The sequence below is a fragment of the Paenibacillus sp. PastF-3 genome (assembly GCF_029893135.1).
Lineage (GTDB): Bacteria > Bacillota > Bacilli > Paenibacillales > Paenibacillaceae > Paenibacillus_AQ > Paenibacillus_AQ nitricinens.
Genome location: NZ_JARXWM010000011.1, coordinates 90,693 through 115,109 on the forward strand (window position 1 = coordinate 90,693; position 24,417 = coordinate 115,109).

The following is a 24,417-nucleotide window of genomic DNA, read 5'->3' on the forward strand; positions in this document are numbered from 1 at the left end:
AGCTACTTAAATTTGTGAATTCTATATTCCTGCCCCATCAATAAGCTCAAGCTCATCGACTTTTTCAAAATAATTCAGTACCTTCAGGCGTAGCTCTTGAAAGGAAGACGTTGTTTTTTTACGTGGATACGGTAAATCTACCGGTACAATCTTACGTATTTTTCCGGGGCGGGGTTCTAGAATCACTACCCGATTACCTAGAAATACAGCCTCATCAATATCATGCGTTACAAAAATCATGGTTGTTTTGTTGGCCCTCCAAATGTCCAGCAATACCGTCTGCATATGCGCTCTAGTGAATGCATCCAGTGCACCAAACGGTTCATCCAGCAACAGAATTTTCGGATTTCGCAGCAGCGCACGGGCTATCGCTACCCGTTGGGCCATCCCTCCCGATAACTCACGGGGATAGGATTTCTCAAACCCATTTAGCTTGACGAGATCAATCAACTCATCGACCTTGCGTCTAATTTCCTTGTTGCCTAGCGTCAAATCGGAAGCAATATTCTTCTCTACGGTGAGCCAAGGAAATAGACGATGCTCTTGAAAAATAAACCCCTTATCGATGCCGGGACCTCCAATTTCCGTCCCTCCTAAGGTAACACTCCCCGTATATCCACTGTCCAAACCGGCCACGATGCGCAGCAGTGTGCTTTTTCCGCAGCCACTGGGCCCGATGACCGTAATGAATTCGCCCTCTTGCACATGGAGATCAACATTATACAGTGCCTGAACATGCCCTCCGGCAGACTCAAAACGTTTATTTAGATTTGAAATCGACAGCAACGCTTCTCCCATCGTGACCCCTCCTTCAATTCTGTATACAAAAAAAACAGAGGTATTGCGCTTTTACATTCGCAATACCTCTGTAGGAACAGTCGGTAATTATTATTCAAAGTAAATCAATTGGAATTATAATATTTAAAATATCATCCATTTGAAAAGCTGTCAACAATAAAACTTTTTCAGACACACTTATTCACATCAGATATCTTAAATATAAATATACACTTGAGATCACAATGGACAGCAGCATTAAAGGGAAACCCACCTTCAAATACTTCATAAATGTAATCGGATAGCCCTCCTTTCCAGCTAGACCCGCAACGATCAGATTAGCACTGGCACCGATCAATGTACCATTGCCACCCAAGCAGGCACCCAAGGCTAGACTCCACCAGAGGGGCTCCAGATTGGTAATCCCCATCTGCCCCATCTCCTGTATTAAAGGAATCATCGTTGCTACAAAAGGAATGTTATCAAGAAACGCAGAAGCTATTGCACTGACCCATAAGATCATCATCGAGCTCATGAGCACATCCCCACCCGTTAAATCAATTGCTTTGGCAGCCAGCTCCGCGATGACACCTGTTTCGACGAGTCCTGATACCAACACAAACAGTCCAATAAAAAAGAAGATCGTAATCCATTCCACGCTGTGAAAAGCTTTTTCCAGCATGTGTTCTCCTCCAGTTAATAAGAGCAATAAAAAAGCCCCCGCTAAAGCAACTGTAGCGGACTCCAAATGTAATGCCTGATGTAAAAAGAACCCGGTAATCGTAATTCCGAGTACAACCAGGCATTTTCGCAGCAGCTTATGATCCGTAATCATTGCTTTCTCATCCATGTCCATGATACTCTGCTGCAATTCTGGTGTGGATTTAATTTGCTTCCCAAACATCAGTAATAGGAGCGGGATATACGCCAACATAATGATGATAATCACGGGTGCCAGATTGTTGATAAAAGACATAAACGTTAGCTCTTTCACAGCACTGCCAATCATAATATTCGGCGGATCTCCAATCAATGTTGCTGTTCCACCAACATTTGATGCGATAATTTGTGACATCAAAAAAGGCAGCGGATTTATGCGCAATTGCCTTGTAATACTGAAGGTAACGGGTACCATTAGCAGTACTGTTGTCACATTGTCCAAGAAAGCTGAAGCGAGTGCAGTAATAACAAACAAGGCAATCAGTATCCGTCTCGGCTTTCCTTTTGCTAACTTAGCTGATTTCACAGCCGCATATTTAAAGAGTCCTGTCTCTGCAGTAATCCCTACAATCATCATCATCCCCACAAGTAGTCCAAGGGTATTAAAATCAATATGATGCAGTGCCGTCTCCTGATCCACAATGCCCATCGCTACCATAACAATAGCGCCTAACATCGCTAAGATTGTACGGTGAATTTTTTCGGAAATAATCAGTCCATAAATCAGTAGAAAAATACCTATTGCCCAAATCGCTTGCTGTTCCATGTTATCCCCCGGTCCTTCTCTTTAATTTCGTTAATGTATAACCTACTCATTATATAACCTATTTATCATAAAATAGATTTGTTTTTTTCACACTGGAATTGTGGATATTCCATAAAAAAAACGACCCCACCGAAATTCTTCGGCGAGCCGCTTAGATGTTCTACTATTTCATCTTGAGAGCCTGCGGCTCCTTAAAAGCAGTTAACTTCCCTTTGCTCTGCACAATGATCATACCGCTTTCCAGCAAGGTTGGTCCAAATACTCTATCCGAAGTTTTGAGCTGCACCATCGGTTTTGCGGAAATCAAATCTATTGCGATTAATTTGCCGTCGGTCTGGGCGACATACATACCATGTCCCAGTAGATCGAAGCGGGCAATCGGATTGCTGATTCCACTATACTGAACCGCTGACTTATTCGCCATTTTAACACCATAAATGCTTTGTCCGTTGCTGAAGAGGATTCTTCCATCATAGGGACCCGCCGCGTAGGACAGCTTATCTCCAATGGATTCGTAGGAATAATTATCGCGTATTACGGTAGAAGGGTCAGCATTGACTGGGTAGCTGTAGACTCCTTTTTGTCCTGTTATAAAAATTCTGTCACCATCGCTCCAGGCACTGCCCCCCTTTGGTGCCTCGGGATCATTTGGGTCTATATTAGCAGGGTTATAAACGACTGTCTTCACTACTTTACCTGTCTTAACATCCAAACTATCGAGTGTAGTAAGAGGAAGAGCATCGAATAAGGTAGCCTTTCGTTGTGTGATAAGCGTTCCGTTAATCTCAGTAATCGGAAAATAATAATCTCTGTTATTCCAAAGTTCTTTACCCGTATTTCGATTAAAGGCATGTAGAATGTCATACGTATACGCTCCGGATTCTGAGTTTTGAGCTAATATCAGGTTTCCCTCAACCATGAACGGTTCATACAGCTTTTCACCGAAATTATCACGCCACTGCAATTTTCCATCCTTTAGATTGAAGGCATGAATATCCCCATTGGCGGCAAAAAGCTGATCTTTATCAATAACTAATTGGCTGATGCCTTTACTGTTTGCTGATGAACTCCATTTATTTTTTCCAGTAGCCGCGTTGACTGCGTAGATCGTGCCCGCTTCTGAAGTCACATAGGCCACGCCATCTTGATAAAGTATCGGAGCCTTTAATTTGGAGCCGTATTTCCACATTACTTTTCCCGTCTGGGCGTTAATGGCTAAAAGCTGGCCCTTTTGAAGGATAAAAGCTTTACCTGTGCCGGCTGCAACAACGCCCTTACCCATGAGGTAGTCTGTCGATATATCTCCTAAAGTTGGTAAATCCATAGTGGTTGACCACTCAACCTTTGCAGCAGGCAGGTTTGCATAATAGTCATCAAAATTTGAGCCTATATACGAGGTATGTGAATCAACCGCAGCAGCTTGTACAGGATTTACCATAAACAATACTCCTAAACCAATAACTGTAGCACGAAGACATGATTTCAATAATGTTCCTCTCACGGCCCAACTCCTCCTCATATGTACCTCATTTCCCCATTTCAAAAAAGCTGTATGTACGTGATTCCCCTCATTAGGATAGATTCTCAAAATCAAATATAATACTAATGAAGATGCGAATGTAAAAACATGGATTATTATTCCTCATTTTGCCATTAACAAAAGAAGAAATCAAAACATTTACTCATAAACTTACATTTTGTAAGTAATTGTGTTATAATAATCACATTCTTTCATAAAACGAACAAGATCCAACAAATATATGAATAACAAGGGGTTTGTTAACATGAGTAACGAGGTAACCACACCATCAGCATCCGATTTTGAATTTGGTATCTACACTTTAGGAGACATTGTAGCGGATTGTCATACCGGTAATAAGATCAGCCCGAAACAACGACTCGACGAAGTGATAGCTGCGGCCAAGCTGGCAGATGAAGCAGGGCTTGATGTATTTGGTGTAGGTGAACATCACCGACTTGATTTTGCAATTTCTTCGGTTCCAGTCGTTCTGGCAGCCATCTCTCAGGTTACCCGTAGAATCAAGCTGACGAGCGCCACTACTGTATTAAGCACCATTGATCCTGTGCGCGTGTTCGAGGATTTCGCCACACTTGATTTACTGTCAAATGGCCGCGCAGAGATTATTGCCGGACGTGGTGCTTTTGTGGAATCTTTTCCGCTCTTTGGATATGAACTTGAAGACTATCATAAGCTATTCGCCGAGAACATTAATCTGCTCTTGGAGCTGAATAAGCATGAAATTATGAATTGGGAGGGTTCCTTCCGCTCATCCTTGAAGGATTCTGAGATTGCACCACGCCCTCTTCAGCAAAGCCTTCCTGTATGGATTGGTGTAGGTGGTTCTCCTGAAAGCGCGGAGAAAGCTGGAGCACTCGGAACTGGAATGGCCATCGCCATTCTTAGCGGCAGTCCAGAACCTTTCCAAGAGCTTGCCGCTACTTATCGACGCGCTGGAATTCAGGCGGGGTATGCTCCTGAGTCATTAAAGATTGCAATTACTAGCCACGGCTACATTGCTGAAACCTCACAGCAGGCACTCGATGAATATTCCCCGTACTACTATAGCTATCGTAATTCCATCAGCCCAAAACCTGGACAAGAATACAACGTCTCTCGTGACGACTTTGGACGATATGTATCTGCTGATAACACAATGGCTGTGGGCAGCCCGCAGCAAATTATTGAAAAAATCCTCTATCAGCATGAGCTGTTCGGCCATAGCCGCTTTATGACTCAGCTCGACATCGGTGGCCTTCCTTACGCCAAGGTAGCCAAAGCTATTGAACTATTGGCAACTGAGGTCGCCCCTGTTGTACGACGCGAGATTGCCAAGAAGAATAGCCGATAGAGCTGGAGGCTGTCTCAGTAAGCACAGTAGCGCTTCTCCTGTTAATGGAGAAGCGCTTTTATGTGCTGCTGCAACATTGTTTGTGGCTTGGTTGCACTATGACTTGCTGCAACACGTTATGTAGAGCGCCCTCACAACGGCTGAGTTGATCCTACTCAAAAAACAAGGCTGAAGAATTGAAACGGAAGCTCATCTTAGGAATTAGGGAATATCTCCCTAATAATCGAAGGTTTCTGCTCATTAAACTAACAATTAGGGAATATCTCCCTATAATTGACCTGATTCGGTGTTAAATATAGATATTGCTCTTATTTTTAGGGAGGAATTCCCTGATTCCGTTCATTTAGGGTAATTACCAACTATTTTCAGGGAGTTTTTCCCTAATTACTCTAAAAAAATCTTTCATCAGTCCTCGTCTCACATCACATCCCACAATGGAAATATTATTTCCTCTATTTATCCATACCTATCGCTGAACTAGAGAAAGCCTGCAAATGCGCTGCTTTTTGTGCAAATATTCTCTTCATTAATCGATCCTTACATTTACGCAAAAAAAAGCTGCCCCCTAAGTAGATTCACTACTTTCGAGACAGCACTTATGCTCTTTACGCAAAGGATGGTTTATTGTTGTCTACCTTCCCGCTAATAAGCTTCTTATATTCATCGTCTCCACCATCTAAAGAAGGCGCAGTATAAATTTGAGCTGAAGCTGGTTGCTGAGCGGAATGGCTCGACCCTGTTTTGCTTGTGGTATTCTTATTATCTTCTGCACTCCTGCTTCCACCACTTGCAGAGCGGAGAACAGCACCCGATAAGTTGTTAATACCCTTTATTCGCTTCATGCTGAATCCTCCCCTACTAAATGATTGATGGTACGGAATAAATCCTGATTATTCGCAACTACCGCCTTAAGATCATCCGCAGATAATCCATCACTCCCTGAAAAGTGTACGGAAAGAACATACTTCTTACCTAGAGGATAGCATAGGATATATACCTCCGCAACTTCCGTGCGTTGAAAAAAAGTCCATTTGCTCGATAAAAATGCATCTACCACACTAGGCTGCTTCTCCTTCCCTTTCGTTACAGTCAAGGAATAGGAGTGCCCACGTCCGACATTCCCTCCCACCTGAACAAGCTGTTCTTTCTCTTGAGCCTGCCAGATCGCAGCACCGATCACACGACAATGCTTCGGAGGTAAGAAAGAATTGCGGATCGCCTCACTGAGTGCGTGATACTTCTCTCCATCCTCAGAGATGGTCACATTACTATTATATTGCCAAAAAAAATGAAGGATACTTTCTTTGCGCCTTAATTCCATCTTTAGCTGCTCTAAATCTTTCACCGGGTCACGGAATTTCCCAAACCCCTGGACACTATCAATAATCTTACCACAGCTCACATCCACAGCAGCCGTAGGATTATCATGGTGCATCTCATACTCTAAAGCTGTAATTCCCGACAAATCGGACAATAGATGATATTCTTCAACATTCTGTCCAGGGATTAAATCATCGCGGGCAGTCACCTGATCCGGCACTAAGCAATAGACGCGGTTACGCCGTAATCTGGCCCAAAACAATCCCATTTCAAACCCCGTATTATCACGAGTCACATAATAAAATTTACCGCGTATTTTGGCAACATCATCTGGCGAGAACACAAATACGGCAAAATCACTCTCATCCAAATTTCTCTCCAATGCCTCCATCGTGTATTCATTCGCTCGAAAGGCATTGGCATACCAAGGATGTACTTCAGCATCCCTCTTCAGCTGCTCATGAATCGCTCTTGCATAACGTATGGATTCCCTGGAAGATCCAATGAATAGCTTTGGTTTAGTCACGGCAGTGCTCCTTCATCCTTCCCGATATGTAATAATTATACAAGTCTTTAGACCACCGGAAAAGAGGCCAAGTTCTCATAAATATCTCAAAAAATATTATTCTAAACCTCGTAAAATGGGTAAAAAATTACGACTACTTTGAAAAAGCGAGGATACTATGAAAAAAATGATAGGTGTCACATGGCTTGCAGCAAGCCTTATGGGTATAACAGCGTCACAGCCTGCTGAAGCTAAAACGGCAGCCGTTAGTTATACCGCTCAGGTATACGCGAACTCTTTAAATGTACGCAATGAGCCGGCAAAGAATGCAACTGTTGTAGGATCTATTAAGAACGGAGCAAAAGTAACTGTGACCGATGAACAGCACGGGTGGTTAAAGGTTAAGACGGGGAACACCTCTGGCTGGGTAGCCGGCTATTACCTTAAAAAGGTGAACAATAGCTCCAAGCCATCTGGCGCTTCTGGATCATCGGTAGCTTCCAAACCCAGCACTATTTCTTCCACCTCAACCAGCGCCTTGAGTAGTACCACAAAGGTTACAGTTACGGCAGATTCACTACGCGTACGAAGCGGTCCAGGCACACAATATAAGGTGCTCGGTTCTTTAAAAGCTAAGGATACAGCTACCCTCCTCCTTCATCAGAACGATTGGGCACGAATTCGAACAACCAGCGGTGACATCGGTTGGGTCGCAGCGCAATATATCCGATCTGGAACCACGCCAAAAAGCACAAGCACTACAAGCAGTATTTCGCGCACAGGGAATTTGCGAGGTAAATTAATCGTCGTAGATCCTGGTCATGGCGGCAGTGATCCGGGAATGCTTGGCACTACATATAACACCATGGAAAAGGATTTGAATCTGCAAACTGCAATTTATGTTCGTGATGCCCTTGTAGCTAAAGGTGCACGGGTAGAAATGACGCGTACCCGGGAGGATCAGAAGCCTACACTCGCTCGGCGTGTTCAGATGAGTGAGGCTTTGCGTGCAGATGCATTTGTAAGCATTCATTATAATTCTTCTCCGAAAAAGGTGTCCGGGACACTAACCTTCTTTTACTCCGAATCGGATGATCTGAAGCTCGCTCGGGCGATTGAAACCAGACTTGGGCAAGGCATTGGTCTAAAGAGCAACGGGTTGTCCTTTGGTGATTATCATATCCTTAGGGAGAATCGCATACCAGCTACCTTAGTTGAACTCGGATTTCTTACCAATCCTACAGACGAGTCTATTGTCCGTAAATCCTCCTATCAGAAAAAAGCAGCCAAAGCGATCGCTGAAGGATTGGCAGACTATTTCAAAAACTAATCAGACGTACAAATAATCAGTAAAGAAGCAGGCTAGGAAATTCCCTAGCCTGCTTTAAGTTTAGATTTCGTATTTAGCCTTCGATTAATCCCTTCTTGATCAGGAAGTTACGAGCTACATCCTCTTCCTTGAGCGCATCCACATCAACCTCTGCGTTCAACTGCTGCATTTCTTCGTCACTGATTTGTCCGCTCAATTGATTCAGGATACCTTCCAATTCAGGGTATTTATCTAGCGTATCCTGACGAATAATCGGTCCTGCATCATACGGTGGGAAGAACTCTTTATCATCTTGCAAAATCACCAGATCATGTACTTTAATTTGCGCATCCGTCGCATAGGCATTGGTTACATCGGTTTCCCCATCGTCGATCGAACGATACATGATACCATGGTCCATTCCTTTGCTCTGCTTGAAATCCATACCATAAAGTTTTTGGATACCAGGGTATCCGTCCTCACGATCCAAGAACTCGAACTCTACGCCAAGAACCATATCTCCAGATACTTTCGCCAAATCGCTAAAGGTCTTCAGATTGTACTTCTCAGCCGTTTCACGACTAACCGCTAAAGTATAGGTATTATTTATGCCGAATGGGTCCAGGAACGCCAATCCATCTTTTTCGAGCAGCTCTCTGGTTTTTGTCAACGACTCCTCAGAGTTTCCCGTCTCCTGCTGATAGTAATTGGCTACAATGGTACCGGTATAATCCGGATATAGCTGGATGTTATTATTCTCAAGTGCACTCCAAGCTACATTAGAGCCGCCTAAGTTCATCTGGCGCTTCACTTTAATATCGGTTTTATCTTCTATTAGATCTGCCATCATATGAGCGAGTAGAACATTCTCCGTGAAGTTTTTGGAGCCAATCGTAATTTCTCCACCGTTACCGGCAGCAGCTTTATTATTCCCGCCACCACATCCAGTAAGTAACGCCCCTATTAATACTGTAGTTAAAACGCCTGTCATTAATTTTGGAATTTTCATATAATATCTCCCCTTTTTATATTCTTTCGAGACCAGAGTTTTAGTTATACTTTTAATCCCTTTGGAGTCGTTACCCGTTCAAGCAAGCCGAGTAGATAATCCAGTATGAGTGCAAGAATCGCGGCTGGAATAGCGCCAAGCAAAGTTAGAGCTTCGATGTTCCGTTGAATACCGAGGAAAATAAATTCACCCAATCCGCCAGCACCGATAAAGGCTGCCAAGGTTGCTGTCCCAACATTAATAACTGCAGCAGTGCGGATCCCCGCCATAATTACACTTAAAGCTAAAGGGAGTTGAACCCTGAATAGAATCTGCCAGTTCTTCATCCCCATTCCCCGGGCCGCTTCCACGATAGACTGATCCACATCCGTAATTCCCGTGTAGGTGTTGCGGATAATTGGCAGTAGTGAATACAGAAATAATGCAACAACCGCCGTCTTCATTCCTATGCCAAATAGAGGAATCATAAATCCGAGCATCGCCAGACTAGGTATCGTCTGAAGAATCCCTGCCGCGCCAAGCGTAATGCCTTTCAGAGGTTTAACCCGGGTAATCATAATTCCAAGCGCAATGCCAACAATAATTGCAAATAACATGGACAAGAGCACAAGTTGCATATGCACTCCCATAGAATGAATCAAATCATCTCTACGTATATCTAATTGATAGATGAGTTGTTGCCATAACGATTGATCTCTCATACAGACACTTCCTCCTCCTTCACGCCTCCCCATTGTGCAGCAAACGCCGTCAGAAGACTGCCTCTTGTAACAATCCCGGCAATGTTCCCCTCAGCGGTTACGATCGGAATAATGCCGTAAGGAGCTTCCGTAATTAATGATAATGCGTCTCTTGCTGTTGCTGTATCCTGCAGCACCACCCCAGGTGGTGTCATAATTTCTTCGATAGTAAGACTTTGTTCCATTTTAGCGGTAACATCATAAGCGGAGACGATGCCAAGCAGCTTACCTTTTTCGTTTCCAACCAGTAAGGTATCCATTTTGCGTTGACGCATAAAGGTAAGAGCCTTACCCAGTGTGCGGCTTGGAAGGGATGTAGATGGATTGTCACGCATGACTTCTGTTACGGGGATATACTCAGGGTTTTGGTAAATACGGTTTTTGCCGATAAATGACTCTACAAAATCATTAGCAGGCCGGCTGAGTAGCTCATACGGTGTATCTAGTTGAACGATTTCACCATCTTTTAGGATAGCGATTTTATCTCCAAGCTTCAGTGCTTCATCCATATCATGTGTTACAAATACTATTGTCTTCTTCACTTCTTGTTGCATGCGTAGCAGTTCATCCTGCAGCTGCTCACGGGTAATAGGGTCCAAAGCACCAAATGGTTCATCCATCAATATAATCTCGGGATCAGCTGCCAATGCACGAGCTACACCTACACGCTGCTGCTGTCCACCTGATAATTGTTTCGGATAACGTTTAGCATATAGGACCGGATCAAGTCCGACTAGACGGAGCATTTCGAGCACCCGTTCTTTTTTCTTATTCACATCCCACCCCTTTAGGTCGGGAATCAGGCCTACATTGTCTTCTATGGTGTAATGCGGGAATAAACCAGCTTGTTGTATAACATAACCGATGTTCTTGCGGAGAGTTACGGGGTTCTCCTTGGTGATATCTTTGCCGTGGATATAAATATGGCCTGAAGTATGCGGAACAAGACGATTTATCATTTTCATCGTTGTTGTCTTTCCGCAACCGCTCGGACCGATCAATACTAGTATTTCTCCAGCTGCGATTTCAAAACTAATATTCTTAACTGCTTCATAACCATTTGCATACTTCTTACCTACTCCTTCAAATTTCAGCATGGGTTTCCTCCTTCTAATAACTATCGTCAGATCATCTCTCCGGCGACTCTGTAAGTTAAACTATAACAAACAACTCCCAAACTGACAACCTATATACTAGCTATAAGTTGTTTGTAAATAATTGTAATAATATAATTATAAAAAAAACTATCCAGTGATAAACCCTGCTGGATAGCCTTTTTCAATCTATTTTTATAAATGATTCTCTGAATTTTTATTGATAAATTGTTCCGTTCTTTGGTACATTTTCTCATCACCAACTGCTACAAGTACATCATGTTCTCTGAGGATGACATGAGGACCTGGGGAGATCGTTATATTAGCACCTCGGCGAAGCGCTATAATCGTAGCACCTGTATTCTGCCAAAATTGTAATGCTCCAATGGTTTTGCCAACCACATGTGATTCTTCATGGATTGTGATTTCTTCCGGATGGTACGGCTTTAAATTCTTCATCCGGTCTGATGCTTCGATAATTCCAGTGAGTACCCTTTCGAACTTACCGTCGAGCTTCTTTTTTTCAAGCAACAATTGCTCTAGGTCCTGTTTCAACGAATAAGCTGATTTCAGATAGTTATTCCTGGTAATATACTCATACGCCTTTTGATCAGAGATGACAATAATCTCTTTCCCCTGTGAAACAAACACTATATTCTCATCCTTCAATAATCCCATAGCCTTACGAATCGTCTCGGGAGAAACATGATATTGCCCTGCCAATAGAGAACGCCCGGAAAGCTTACTCTGTACGGGAAATTCCCCGCTTACAATTCTTTGTGCAATATCAAGGGCTATAGACTTATAACCGGATATTTCTTGCATGGACATTGTCGATCTCCTTACTCTGGCGTGAATTATAAACATGCTCAAGTATACCTTTTTTCACTCACCAAATAAAGATGTCCTGCCTTATACAAACATTTGATATACCAAAAATAAATTTAACGATACAACCAGACCCGAGATAACCCAGCCGAGCGCAGCTGTCATCTTACGGTTCACTAACCCGCCCATAATCTGACGATTGCTTGTAAACACAACCAGTGGCACCAGTGCAAAGGCAATCCCAAAGGACAAGATCACCTGGCTGATCACGAGCGCCTTCGTTGGATTTACACCAAAGCCGATGATCGCCAAAGGTGGAATAATTGTAATCGCACGGCGTAAGTACAGGTTAATTCTTTTGTTGATGAAGCCTTGCATCACTACATCACCAGCCATAGTTCCTACAGATGAGCTCGATAGTCCTGCGATGAGTAGTCCTAAACCAAAGGAGATGGCCGTTACAGGTCCAGCTAAATGACTAAATTGCTGAAACGCAACATCCAAATCCTCAACCACGATACCATTTTTGAAAAATAATGCGGCTGAGACAATAACCATTGCCAGATTCACTGCCCCTGCAATAATCATTGCAATAATAATATCTATGAATTCCAGTTTAAAGATCTGTTTCTTCTCCGCTTCATTTACTCCGACAATTCGGTTCTGTGTAAGGGATGAATGTAGATAAATGGCATGTGGCATCACGGTCGCGCCTAGAATTCCTGCGGCTAAAAGGATGCTATCCACCCCTTCAAACTTAGGTGTGAACATGCCTACAGCAATTGCCCCCATATCCGGCTTAGCTACAATAACTTGAAAAGCAAAGGCTAATACAACTATAAGAATCATTGCAGCAATTCCTGCCTCAAGGGAACGGTAACCCCGGCGCTGAAGCTCTAGGATAGCAAATGAACCCACTGCAGTGATGAGTGCTGCCGGCAGCATGGGAATATCAAATAATAGATAAAGCCCCAATGCTGCCCCGATAAACTCCGCCAGATCCGTAGCTATAATCACCAGTTCACTTTGAATCCATAAGAAGATCGAAACACTCTTCGGAAAACGATCATGAGCGATCTCCGGCAGGTTCTTTCCTGTAGCAATACCTAGCTTGGCGGATAACGCCTGAATAAGAACGGCCATTAAATTCGAGGCTACAATCACCCACAATAAAAGATAGCCGTATTTTGAGCCTGCCGTAATGTTGGTGGCAAAATTACCCGGATCCAGATAAGCAACCGCAGCGATAAACGCTGGACCTAAGAAAGGCAGTAATCTTTTAATGCCTTTGGTCTCCCCATTAAGTACGGCCTGCGCCGAAATGGAGTTTTTATGTTGTCTCATTTGCGGTTGTTCTATATGTGGTTTTTCTATTAAAGTTTGTTCCAACATGTCAATTCCTCCTCTTGCCCAAAAAAAGTTGTCTATATACACGAAAGTTTCCTATGTGCAACTTATATTTAAAGTATATGCTCATTCCTGAAAAATGTAAATATGTTTCATAAGAAATTTTCATATGCTTGTCCACCTACGACCAAGAACAAAAAAAGCTGGACGATGATCAGAAATTACCCGATCTTCGCCCAGCTTAAGCCAATTACTCCGAAATGCTTATGGTGTGAGACTTTGAATATCTCTATGTGCTGTGAATTACGAATTTTTCTTCCATGTATCCTTCAGCGGTACAATTCGGTTCAGTACCAGCTTATCTGCTGTGGTATATTTCTTATCCACACAGAAGAATCCATGCCGGATGAATTGAAATTTATCTTCTGGAAGTGCACTCGCCATGGAAGGCTCCAACAAACAATCTTTCAGAATGGTTAGAGAATCTGGATTAAGATACGCGTCCCAGCGTTCATCCTCTTCTTTAGGACCCTCGTTATCTTTTAGCAACCTCTCATATTGATGAACTTCCGCCTTGATCGCGTGCTCAGCCGATACCCAGTGGATGGTCGCCTTAACCTTCCGTTCATTAAATCCGCTTCCACTCTTCGTTCTCGGATCATAGGTGCAGCGAAGCTCTATAACTTCTCCAGTTGCTTCGTCCTTGAGCACCTCATTGCACTTAACGAAGTAGGCGCCCTTTAACCTAACCTCATTCCCTATGGTCAGCCTGTGATAACCTTTGGGTGGCTCCTCCATGAAATCCTCTTGTTCAATATAAAGCGTCCGTGAAAAAGGAACTGCCCTTTCCCCAAGCGTCTTATCCTCACTGTTATTCTCAATCTTCAGCCATTCGCTTTGATTCTCAGGGTAGTTAGTAATAACTACCTTTAGAGGCTTTAGAACAGCCATCACGCTAGTTGCCTTCGCCTTCAAATCTTGTCTTAGCGAATGCTCCAACATGGCAATATCTACAATGGTGCTATTCCTAACAAATCCAATTTCCTTCACAAAATTCCGAATACTCTCCGGCGTAAAACCTCTTCTCCGCAGTCCGCGAAGCGTTGGAAGTCTTGGATCATCCCAGCCATCCACATAATGTCCTGTAACCAGTTGTCTAATATACCGTTTGCTAGTAACGACGCCGGTGATATTTACGCGTCCGAACTCCCTTTGCTTTGGAGCCTCAGGAGTATCCAGTTCATTCAGCACCCACTCATACAGTGGTCGATGATCCTTAAACTCAATCGAACATAGGGAATGCGTAATCCCTTCGATCGCATCTTGTATAGGATGGGCAAAATCATACATCGGATAGATGCACCAATCGTTGCCTGTTCTATAATGCTCCGCATGAATGATTCTGTAAATCACTGGATCACGCAAGTTGATATTAGGTGAGCTCATATCTATTTTGGCCCGTAATACTCTGGCTCCCGTCGGATAGGCTCCATTCCTCATCTCCGTGAATAACTTCAAATTCTCTTCCACAGAACGCTCCCGATAAGGGCTGTTCGTTCCCGGCTCCGTAAGCGTTCCTCTATAAGCTGACACCTCTTCAGGTGATAAATCGCAGACGTAGGCTTTCCCTTTTTGGATTAACTTTACCGCGCTATTATATATTTTATCCGAATAGTCTGATCCGTAGAAAGTATGGTCTGGCGGGTAGCCCATCCATAGCATATCTTCGCAAATAGCATTTACATACTCCAGATCCTCTTTTAAAGGATTGGTGTCATCGAACCGCAAATGGAACTTTCCGCCATACTTCTTCGCCGTCGTATAGTTCGTGTGAATAGCATACGCGCTGCCAATATGCAGATACCCATTAGGCTCCGGTGGGAATCTCGTGCAAATATCTCTACTGTAAGTCCCAGCTTCCAGCTCTTCTTGAATCAATCTGTCGATGTAACTCTCTGCTAATACTTCCGGTTCCTTGTTCATTGTTATTACCTCCTGTTTATGAGTGATATCCGCTTTGTTTATCTGCAAAATAAAAAGAACCTCACCTCCAAGACTTATGGTCTTGGGGACGAAATTCTCGCGGTACCACCCCAGGTTCATTAATATGTCGCCATATTAATCTCATCAAGTACGGCAATGCATCTTACGCAGTGCTTATACTCTAGCTCTATAACAGGAGCTCCCGTCATACCATCCCCGTCGATCGGTTCCGATATGCCGCTCAGAGGCTTGTTTCGATACAATCGTCCTTACCCTATTCTCATCATCCAGGGCTCTCTGTGAAGGAATGAATGTATTTACTCTTCTCGTCATCGCGTTTAATTATTTTGTATAGGATACCAAATAGAGGGTCCTATGTAAATGGTGCTTTCACTTCTATTTAGCTTACGCTCTATTCCTCGCTCAGAGCCGTTATCAGTTCCAATACTACTTCATTATCCGGCTCTACAGCCAAAGCTCTACGCGCGTATTCCAGTGCAGCCCCTTCAGCTCCAAGCTCATAGTTACAAATCGCCATACTATAAAGCACCGAAGCTAATGGTTCTTCCGTATCGGCATACATAGACCGCTCTAAGTAGGCTAACGCCTCCTCGAACATATCCATTTCATACAGCAGTAATCCAGCGTCCAGTGAGAGGTCATAGCTCTGTTCCATCGGATAATAACCTGTCCACATGAGCTGTATGCCTTGCTGGAGATCCAGCATTTCTTCATCACTAGCATCGGGTAACAGCTCCGAAATCTTTTCAGCACTATGGATAAACCATTCCGCTTCGTACCCACCCAAACGCCAAAAGGCCAAAATTTGCTGCAGTCCCATCGTATCTAATTGCTGATCCATCCATTCCTTCATACTGAAGAAATCATCCGGACCAAAACGCTCTATAAACCGCTTGTACCCCAGCCGAGTGTTCGTATAACTTTGAGGGGCTTCCACCATAAGAATACATCCGATGTTCAGGTTCTTATAGTGATGTGTAGTAAATAAAGAGTGTGCCCCTTTTTGTTCCAACATATGCTGGATCGCATGATAATTCGCCGTTAAGGAGAAGCTACCGTGGTGAATTAGCATAGGCGGTTCCTCAAATTCCCAATTCTCTATTCGGTGATCCCCCTTATCCGCTGTAAGGAGTACGAACCCTTCTGTAGACAACCTAGCCAGCCGCTCCAGACAAGTAAGCCCCACCACAGGAAACAGAATATGGGAATCCTCCAGCTTCTGCTGATAAAGTTTTATAACATCGTGATAAGGGTAAGTCTCCGCTTCGTAACTAGCCCCACGACGATAATGATACTGTGGAATGATTGTGCCCAGAACATCTGAGGGGTTATCCGAATCTGCATCCTTTGAATACTGAATAGATACCTCACATTCAAATATTTTACCTTCATCCACATAAATCAATTCCTGCGGGATACTATCAAAAAAATAATTCGCAACAAGCAGCAGCGGCTGCTGTAAATCACCGGGCCTGATACTGAGCTTCGCACGTACTAAATACAGTTCAGTATCCTGTACTGCATCAAAACGTGCGAAATCAAGAATACCCTGCTCTACGAATGGAAGTAAGCTTGGGTGCTGCTGCCAGCTGGTTATATTTTTAGCAGGCAAATCACTCATCACATAACGAAAAGGAGGAATTGGAGTCCCTGCGTAATCTATGATTTCGCAAAGCTTCTCAAGGATATGAAACGCTAATCGTCCCGCCCCTGCCCCTAATTCCAGTATGGTAACTGTTTCAGAGAAATGTCCTTGTCCAGCCCGATCTTGCAGAAATCCGAAGATCATTTCCGCATAGGCAGTCGCTATCATAGGATTACTCGTAATATACTGTGGGACCTGATCATTATTCCAAGCCTTTAATCCCTGTTCCTCATAATAAGCTCGTTGCAATTCCCAAATTGGCGCTTCACTGAAGCGATAGCGCTGCCCTTCTTTACCTATCATCTATTTCTTAACCTGCTCTCTATATATCTTGTTGAACATGCAATGATCCTTACTCCGCTCTCAAGGTACGTGATCTGAAAATGACATATTCGGCCTCTGCCGGAATGGAAACGGAAAATGACAATAATGCCGCTTTGGAGGTTAACGAATCAGGCCCTTTTAACGTTTGGTAGTAAGAGTTCCCTTTACTGTCCACACTCACCAGCTCCAGTTCCGCATTCCCTTTAGGGATAACAAAGCCAGAGGTATTTTGCACGCCTAAGGTTAGTTTGTATTCTTTCCCAGATGGCGTCTGCGTTAGCTTAAATGGATATAACGGATATGGATGGGCTGTCGTTTCCACTGGGTAAGGGGCAAGCGCTAGATCCGCCTCAGGCTTTGCCCATTCCTCCCCTTTTCTGGCGCCAATACCAAGGGTTAATTTATTCACGTTATTGAACTGAGTTTCCCAGCGAAATGTCTTTAACCCCTCTAGAATAGGGGATGCTGGAACAAATAGGATTCCATCCTTGATCTCTGGGGCGATCCCTAATGAATCTTCTGTCTCCCCATTAAATTCTGCCTCAAGTTGCCCTGCTTTAATCTTTCCAACCGATCGATCCAGTAGTGAAACCGTAACACTATTCGTTAACGCGTCATAGAGCAAATCTGCACCAATCGCACTCGAGAAAGCCCGAATCGGCACCATTAATTTACCTGATTTAAAATAAGGAGCGAGTTTACCTGGAAAAAGGACGTAATACCCCCCGTATGATAGTGGCATTACCTGAGTCCCTAACTGAACAGCTGCCGACACCGATGTAGGTGTAACCGCGGAACCCGCGGCGAACATGATTACCAATAGACCTATGACATAAGCTCTTATTCTCCCTAATCGTTGCAAGGACTCCTTAATGTGATTCATCTCAAACCCCTCTCCCTCTCTACTCCGTCTAGAACAAAGCCTCTATTAGTAATAATCAATGATCCCCTTCCGCATGTCAACTTGTTCCACTTCTGCTATTCATCATAAAAGACAGGATTCCGCATATATTTTCATTGAGTTATTTAGAATCATGAAAGGAGTGCGATGGATGACTGCAGATGGACAGGATTCGCCAAGAAAGACAAATATCCCCCAGCCCATTCGAAGTGATGGCGCAGGGGGATTAGATAAAGGACCGCGTGATATCATGCGGGATTTGGAGAATCCGGACATGTTTGTCCCTCCCGTGACCGATGCCGGTCTCGTCCCCAATTTAAAATTTTCTTTCTCCGATGCACATATGCAGCTTAATCATGGTGGCTGGTCGAGAGAGGTGACGGTCAGAGACCTCCCCATCGCCACTACATTAGCTGGCGTCAACATGAGCCTAACCCCCGGTGGAGTACGTGAACTCCATTGGCATCAGCAAGCAGAATGGTCTTATATGCTGCTAGGTCGAGCTCGAATTACTTCCGTAGATCAAAGTGGTCGAAACTTCATCGCAGATGTGGGGCCAGGTGATCTATGGTATTTTCCGCCAGGTATTCCCCACTCTATACAAGGTCTTGAAGAAGGCTGTGAGTTTCTGCTAGTATTCGACGATGGAAGTTTCTCTGATCTAAACACCTTGTCCATTTCCGATTGGTTTGCCCATACTCCGAAAGAAGTTCTTTCGGCTAACTTTGGGGTGCCTGCTGCTGCATTTGACTCTATTCCCACCGAACAGGTCTATATTTATCAGGATCGGGTTCCGGGCTCATTGCAAAGCCAAAAAGTAGAATCTCCATACGGTGAGATTCCACAAACCTTTAAATATTCCTTATTGGCTCAGCCACCGCTGAAGACTCCCGGCGGGAGCGTCAGAATTGTCGATTCCAGTAACTTTCCGATCTCCAAAACCGTCGCTGCCGCATTGGTAGAAATTGAACCCGGAGGGATGAGAGAGCTGCACTGGCATCCAAATAACGATGAATGGCAGTATTATCTTACCGGAAAAGGACGCATGACCGTATTTGCTGGAAATGGTGTAGCACGAACCTTTAATTATAGAGCAGGTGATGTAGGATATGTTCCTTTTGCGTTTGGACATTATATTCAGAATACAGGCGATGATTCCTTATGGTTCCTTGAAATGTTCAAAAGTGATCGTTTTGCCGACGTTTCTCTGAATCAATGGATGGCTCTCACTCCCCAAGAATTGGTTCAAAGTAATCTGAACGTTGGACCAGAGGTTATAAACGCCTTAAGGAAAGTGAAATGGCCCGTTGTGAAATACCCTGAGCCAAGTAAAAACGCCTCCGGCTTTCCTAAAGGACGGTAAATGTTTATGCGGGAAATATAAGGATAAGGTATAAAAAGAAAAGGATGCTTCACCTGGTAACTATTCACCGGTCTCCGCAAAACGTTTGATTCTTTCCTCAATCTGGTCACGCACACGCTGGAACACTGCCCACTTCTCTTCATCGGTCCCTTGTGCTTTTGCCGGATCATCGAAGCCCCAGTGTTCCCGTCTGACCTTCGGAGGCGTCATTGGACATTTATCCGCAGCATCCCCACATAACGTAACGACTAGATCCGCATTATTCAGCAGATTAGAATCAATCATATCCGAGGTCTGTCCGGTGATATCTATGCCTACTTCGCTCATGGCTTGTACAGCTTTTGGATTTAGACCATGGGCTTCAATTCCAGCGCTGTACACGTTCCATTCTCCCTCTAAATATTGCTTCGCCCAGCCCTCAGCCATCTGACTCCGGCAAGAGTTTCCTGTACATAAAAAATAAATCGTTTTCTTGTTCATCTTGATCTTCCCCTTTTCAAATTAAGTAATCAACAACCACAGATAAAGACCTAGAAGTGTAATAAACAACGTTGGAATAGTTAATATAATACCCGTCTTAAAATACGTTCCCCAGGATATCTTCACCCCTTTGGCCGAAAGCACATGGAGCCACAGCAGCGTTGCTAGTGAGCCAATCGGGGTGATTTTTGGCCCTAAGTCTGAACCTATAACATTCGCATAGATTAACGCCTCTTTAATAACTCCGGTTGTATGCGTTGCATCAATTGCGAGTGCGTCAATCATTACAGTAGGCAGATTATTCATCAATGATGAGATCAATGCAGCAATGAACCCCATACCCATAGTTGCAGCGAATAGACCCTCATCAGCAATCATTCCTATCGCCTTAGCGAGCAGATCAGTTAGACCCGCATTCCGAAGTCCATATACCACGACATACATTCCAATGGAGAAGAACACAATCGCCCAAGGTGCTCCTGTAAGCACTTCTTTCACCTTGACGGAAGGGCTTCTTCTCGCGAGGAGCATGAACACAATTGCAATGATTCCCACAACCACTGATACCGGAATCTTCAAGAATCCACTAACGAAATACCCTATTAAAAGAATAGCCAGTACAATCCATGATAGACGGAACATCTTCTTATCTTTGATAGCCTCTTGCGGATCTTTTAGCTGGGAATCATTAAATCGCTTCGGAATACTTTTACGAAAAAAGAAATAAAGCACTACGATACTCGCCATCAACGAGAATAGTGTAGGTACAATCATTTTCCCCGCATACTCCATAAAGGTAATTCCAAAAAAGTCAGCCGATACGATATTCACAAGATTGCTAACCACAAGCGGTAATGAGGTGGTATCCGCAATAAAGCCGCTAGCAATAATGAATGGAAATACTTTTTTCTCATCAAAATTCAGCGCTCTTACCATAGCAAGTACAATAGGGGTAAGTATTAGAGCCGCTCCATCATTTGCAAAAAAGGCAGAAACCAATGCACCAAGAACGATGACATACACAAACATTCGTGTTCCGTTCCCCCGTGCCGCTCGCGCCATATGTAAAGCAGCCCATTCAAAAAATCCAATACTGTCTAAAATCAAGGAAATTAAGATGATTGCAACAAACGCCAACGTAGCATTCCATACCATCTGTGTTACATCCAGAACATCATTAAAGCTAACTACCCCAGCTAGTAAAGCAATGATCGCTCCGCCGCAGGCTGACCATCCAATCGATAAATTTCGAGGCTGCCAGATTACAATAATTAAAGTGACTATAAAAATAAGTATGGCTAGCATGACCACTTTCTCAACACTCCTATAATCTGCGAATGAATCCCATATCACCATATAACTATATAGTTATATACACTCTAAAAAACTACAACTATATTTTAGTCACAGCACGGTGCTTTAACTTCTTTATTTAAACTAGCCAATATCGCGGCTGAACTGGGCATTTGTTGAAGAACAGCCCTAAGATGCGGTTTATCCTCGACATTTAATGAATAATGCACCCACTGTCCTCGTTTGCTTTCTTTCACGATCCCTCGACTCTTCAATTTCCGTAAATGCTGACTAATCGCCGGCTGGGATATATCAAAAATATCAAGGAATTCACACACGCACCATTCCCGTTCTTTCAAAAGTGATAGCATGGCCAGTCGCGTCTTATCTCCTAAGAGCTTCAAATCATCTGCAATATCCGTCAGTGATTGCATCCCTACTTCTCCTCCTTCCAATATATATATAAGCGAATACTTATATTGTAATGAACTAGACATTGAGAAGCAAGAATTTATTTTAAATTGTCTTGCTTACACCACTCGTGCTCCAGCATACTGAACATCAAAGAATCACGCCAGCCATCTTTTATGAGTAAAGCATCTCTTAATCTGCCTTCATAGGTCATGCCAATCTTGGTGAGCACCTTGGATGATCCACTATTTCGAGGGTCACAGGTCGCGTATATTCGATGTAGATGCAGCTCTTCAAAACCAAACTTCAACATTAGTCCGGCTGCTGCTGTAGCGACTCCCTGTCCCCAGACATCAGGATGGACAATATAGCCGATTTCACCGCTTCTGTCCGTATGGCTTCTTATATTTAGTTCAACCATGCCGATCAAATTTTCAGTTCCTACTGCAACTATGGCTTGTGCGAACCTAGTTCTGGGAACTTTTCGAGAGTCATCTAGTGCCTGACTCACAAAGGAAAGGGTTTGATCAGGAATATTTGGGCCCCAGGCTTGAAAACGACACACACGATCCTGTGAACAATACGCATGAACATCTCTCCAGTCCGTTTGCTTCAATTCGCGTAAATAGATTGGATTTAGATCTTGCATCATCATCCCCCTCAAAGTTTCCCTTTAGCTTTATCCCATTAGCTATTCATGTGGTTTAGGTTCTAGGAATCGTTACAACAAACTGTGTTCCTTCTCCAACTTTACTCTCCACTTCAATTCTACAATCATGTATTTTCAGAATCTTCGTTACAATGGAAAGTCCAAGTCCATTCCCTTTAAGAGCGCTGCTACGCGCCTTCTCCACCATATAAAATCGATCAAAGATAAGCGGAAGTGCTTCCTCAGGAATGCCTTTTCCAGAATCTTTAATATATACCTTCACAAATTGCGCGTTCATCTCAATTTCAACATGAATGGTACCTTCTTGCCCCGTATATTTTATAGCATTATTTATTAAGTTCTGCCAGACCTGATCAAATAAATCTTTATCCACCGTGATCTCGCAAGGCAATAAATCCAATTCAATCATAATATCTTTCCGTGCCCATTGTGGTTCCGCTAATACGATCGTTCTTCTTAATTGTTCATCTAATTGGAATGTGGTGGGATTAACCGGATGGTGTTCTGAATCGAGTGAGGCTAATCGGAGCAGATTATCACTAAGCCTAGATAATCGTAAGGTTTCCTCATAGATAATATCCAGATGCTCTTTTTGCTCTTCTAATGGAATGACACCGTCTTGTAGCGCTCTTGTAAATCCTCTGATCGATGTAAGTGGTGACTGCATTTCATGAGAAACATTGCTGACAAAATCATCACGAACTGAGTCCATTTTCTGCAGCTCACTTGCCATACGATTAAAGCTCTCCATCAGTTCACCAAATTCATCCTTATTACGATAGGTCAATCGGACAGATAAATTACCTGACGCCATTTCCTTAGCTGCAACAGTCAGCTTCTTAATAGGCTTCACAATATACCTGGACATGAACAAAATAAGCAAGCTTCCGATGACTAGTACAGCTAATAGTGTAAACAGAAGCGTAATTCTCAAGCCTCTTACAATCGATGAAAAATCAATCTTGATAATGAAAGCACCTTTCCCGTCATCTATCTTAGGAATCCCTACGATAGCAAGTCCGCCCCTACCCGATAAAAAGACCGCATCGGTTGTGTTGGATTTGAATAAGGTAGCAACCTTCTCCTTGTCTAATGAAAAAACAGATTCACTTGGCTCATTAACAACCGCTATATCAATACCAAATCGATTAAGCAGATCTGCAAATGCGTTTACTTTTTCCGGATCATCTATTAGATTTGTCACCTTAGCTATATCTTTAGCAATATTAATGAACATATGGTTTGGGGTATTATTTTTTTCTGAAAACTGCATAAAAAGAAAAAAGGAAATAATTAAACTGACTAAAACAATACCAATGAACGTAACGACGATTCGAAGACGCAAACTTTTTCTCACCATCTAGGCTAGCTCCAGTCGATAACCAAGTCCTCTTACCGTAGAAATAATGACCTGAGGAATAGGCTCAAGACGTTCCCTTAAGCGTTTAATATGCACATCAACCGTACGATCATCACCTTCATAGTCCATTCCCCATACATTTTCTATAAGCTGAGTCCGTGTGAAAATTTGCTTTGGCGAACCCGCCAAAGCAAATAACAATTCACATTCTTTCTTTTTCAATTCAACCATTTGATCGGCATTAGAGACTATTAAATTCCCTAGATCAATCGTTACTTCCCCTAATTGAATAACATTCGAAGGTGTTACATGATATCTCTTCAATAATGATTTGACACGAAGAATCAACTCTATGGGATCAAACGGCTTTACTAAATAATCGTCTGACCCGGCATTAAATCCCCTGACTTTATCTTTAGACTCTCCCTTGGCTGTAACCATCAGGATTGGCATATCGATATAAGATCGAATATCTTCTGTCAGTTCAATACCATCGATATTCGGCATCATCACATCCACAATCACTAAGTCAATTTTTGTATGAGCTAGAATGTCTAATGCTATTTGACCATCTTCCGCTTCCACTACGGAAAACTGATTTTTTTCAAGATATAATCGGATTAGCTTGCGGATATGGGAATCATCATCAACCACTAGAATTGTGCTCATACATCAATTTCC

Annotated in this window: 22 protein-coding genes and 1 other annotated feature; of the genes, 3 read left to right on the forward strand and 19 right to left on the reverse strand. The window is 43.2% G+C overall.

The features are described from left to right. Positions 1-21 precede the first annotated feature (21 nt). The 3 genes from M2444_RS20995 to M2444_RS21005 all read right to left on the reverse strand — a co-directional run bounded on the left by M2444_RS20995 (position 22) and on the right by M2444_RS21005 (position 3,764). Complete coding sequence (locus M2444_RS20995; RefSeq protein WP_094871028.1) at positions 22-798, reverse strand: ABC transporter ATP-binding protein; 777 nt, start codon at positions 796-798, stop codon at positions 22-24. A 181-nt stretch (positions 799-979) separates the two neighbouring features. After that, positions 980-2,263 (reverse strand): ArsB/NhaD family transporter, encoded by a 1,284-nt coding sequence (locus M2444_RS21000; RefSeq protein ID WP_094871030.1) that lies wholly within the window; start codon positions 2,261-2,263, stop codon positions 980-982. 163 nt (positions 2,264-2,426) lie between these two features. Then, on the reverse strand, positions 2,427-3,764 hold the full coding sequence (locus M2444_RS21005) for an outer membrane protein assembly factor BamB family protein (protein ID WP_280787939.1): 1,338 nt from the start codon (positions 3,762-3,764) through the stop codon (positions 2,427-2,429). 283 nt (positions 3,765-4,047) lie between these two features. Between M2444_RS21005 and M2444_RS21010 the strand changes: the two genes are divergently transcribed. After that, the gene (locus M2444_RS21010) at positions 4,048-5,133 is read left to right on the forward strand and encodes an LLM class flavin-dependent oxidoreductase (protein ID WP_280787940.1); all 1,086 of its coding nucleotides are present in this window, start codon (positions 4,048-4,050) and stop codon (positions 5,131-5,133) included. Between the two features lie 605 nt (positions 5,134-5,738). Here the strand turns inward: M2444_RS21010 and M2444_RS21015 are convergent. Next, a complete protein-coding gene (locus M2444_RS21015) occupies positions 5,739-5,975 on the reverse strand; it encodes a hypothetical protein (protein WP_076285512.1) in 237 nt (78 codons plus the stop codon). Further along, positions 5,972-6,979 carry a TIR domain-containing protein gene (locus M2444_RS21020; protein WP_280787941.1) on the reverse strand — a complete coding sequence of 336 codons (1,008 nt, stop codon included), beginning with the start codon at positions 6,977-6,979 and terminating at the stop codon, positions 5,972-5,974. Before M2444_RS21020 ends, M2444_RS21015 begins: the two co-directional genes overlap by 4 nt. Positions 6,980-7,136: 157 nt before the next feature. Here M2444_RS21020 and M2444_RS21025 point away from each other — a divergent pair, with 157 nt between their 5' ends. Further along, entirely contained in the window at positions 7,137-8,288 is a 1,152-nt protein-coding gene (locus tag M2444_RS21025) for an N-acetylmuramoyl-L-alanine amidase family protein (protein WP_280787942.1), read from the forward strand. Positions 8,289-8,361: 73 nt separating this feature from the next. Here M2444_RS21025 and M2444_RS21030 read toward each other — a convergent pair whose 3' ends face one another. The 8 genes from M2444_RS21030 to M2444_RS21065 form a co-directional block, all read right to left on the reverse strand. Next, positions 8,362-9,276 (reverse strand): glycine betaine ABC transporter substrate-binding protein, encoded by a 915-nt coding sequence (locus M2444_RS21030; RefSeq protein ID WP_094871040.1) that lies wholly within the window; start codon positions 9,274-9,276, stop codon positions 8,362-8,364. A 44-nt stretch (positions 9,277-9,320) separates the two neighbouring features. Next, positions 9,321-9,977, reverse strand: coding sequence for an ABC transporter permease (locus M2444_RS21035; RefSeq protein ID WP_094871042.1), 657 nt, complete (start codon positions 9,975-9,977; stop codon positions 9,321-9,323). Beyond that, a complete protein-coding gene (locus tag M2444_RS21040) occupies positions 9,974-11,113 on the reverse strand; it encodes an ABC transporter ATP-binding protein (RefSeq protein ID WP_094871044.1) in 1,140 nt (379 codons plus the stop codon). The genes M2444_RS21035 and M2444_RS21040 overlap by 4 nt, the downstream gene beginning before the upstream one ends. A gap of 192 nt (positions 11,114-11,305) precedes the next feature. Continuing rightward, on the reverse strand, positions 11,306-11,941 hold the full coding sequence (locus M2444_RS21045) for a GntR family transcriptional regulator (protein ID WP_280787943.1): 636 nt from the start codon (positions 11,939-11,941) through the stop codon (positions 11,306-11,308). Between the two features lie 81 nt (positions 11,942-12,022). After that, a complete protein-coding gene (locus M2444_RS21050; RefSeq protein WP_280788001.1) occupies positions 12,023-13,282 on the reverse strand; it encodes an Nramp family divalent metal transporter in 1,260 nt (419 codons plus the stop codon). Positions 13,283-13,588: 306 nt separating this feature from the next. Then, complete coding sequence (locus tag M2444_RS21055) at positions 13,589-15,268, reverse strand: glutamine--tRNA ligase/YqeY domain fusion protein (protein ID WP_280787944.1); 1,680 nt, start codon at positions 15,266-15,268, stop codon at positions 13,589-13,591. Between the two features lie 81 nt (positions 15,269-15,349). Beyond that, positions 15,350-15,610, reverse strand: a binding site (T-box leader). A gap of 70 nt (positions 15,611-15,680) precedes the next feature. Continuing rightward, complete coding sequence (locus M2444_RS21060; protein ID WP_280787945.1) at positions 15,681-17,237, reverse strand: tetratricopeptide repeat protein; 1,557 nt, start codon at positions 17,235-17,237, stop codon at positions 15,681-15,683. A 49-nt stretch (positions 17,238-17,286) separates the two neighbouring features. Further along, the gene (locus M2444_RS21065; protein WP_094876913.1) at positions 17,287-18,141 is read right to left on the reverse strand and encodes a copper amine oxidase N-terminal domain-containing protein; all 855 of its coding nucleotides are present in this window, start codon (positions 18,139-18,141) and stop codon (positions 17,287-17,289) included. Between the two features lie 169 nt (positions 18,142-18,310). Here M2444_RS21065 and M2444_RS21070 point away from each other — a divergent pair, with 169 nt between their 5' ends. Next, entirely contained in the window at positions 18,311-19,522 is a 1,212-nt protein-coding gene (locus tag M2444_RS21070) for an oxalate decarboxylase family bicupin (protein WP_280787946.1), read from the forward strand. 60 nt (positions 19,523-19,582) lie between these two features. Here M2444_RS21070 and arsC read toward each other — a convergent pair whose 3' ends face one another. The 6 genes from arsC to M2444_RS21100 all read right to left on the reverse strand — a co-directional run bounded on the left by arsC (position 19,583) and on the right by M2444_RS21100 (position 24,405). Further along, a complete protein-coding gene (arsC, locus tag M2444_RS21075) occupies positions 19,583-20,002 on the reverse strand; it encodes an arsenate reductase (thioredoxin) (RefSeq protein WP_280787947.1) in 420 nt (139 codons plus the stop codon). A gap of 21 nt (positions 20,003-20,023) precedes the next feature. Beyond that, positions 20,024-21,307, reverse strand: a complete 1,284-nt coding sequence (locus M2444_RS21080) for an arsenic transporter (RefSeq protein WP_481857514.1) — start codon at positions 21,305-21,307, stop codon at positions 20,024-20,026. A 95-nt stretch (positions 21,308-21,402) separates the two neighbouring features. After that, entirely contained in the window at positions 21,403-21,729 is a 327-nt protein-coding gene (locus M2444_RS21085) for an ArsR/SmtB family transcription factor (protein WP_094871057.1), read from the reverse strand. Positions 21,730-21,806: 77 nt separating this feature from the next. Then, the gene (locus tag M2444_RS21090) at positions 21,807-22,361 is read right to left on the reverse strand and encodes a GNAT family N-acetyltransferase (protein WP_348536930.1); all 555 of its coding nucleotides are present in this window, start codon (positions 22,359-22,361) and stop codon (positions 21,807-21,809) included. A 49-nt stretch (positions 22,362-22,410) separates the two neighbouring features. Then, a complete protein-coding gene (locus M2444_RS21095; RefSeq protein WP_094871061.1) occupies positions 22,411-23,736 on the reverse strand; it encodes a sensor histidine kinase in 1,326 nt (441 codons plus the stop codon). Next, entirely contained in the window at positions 23,737-24,405 is a 669-nt protein-coding gene (locus M2444_RS21100; RefSeq protein ID WP_094871063.1) for a response regulator transcription factor, read from the reverse strand. Positions 24,406-24,417 lie beyond the last annotated feature (12 nt).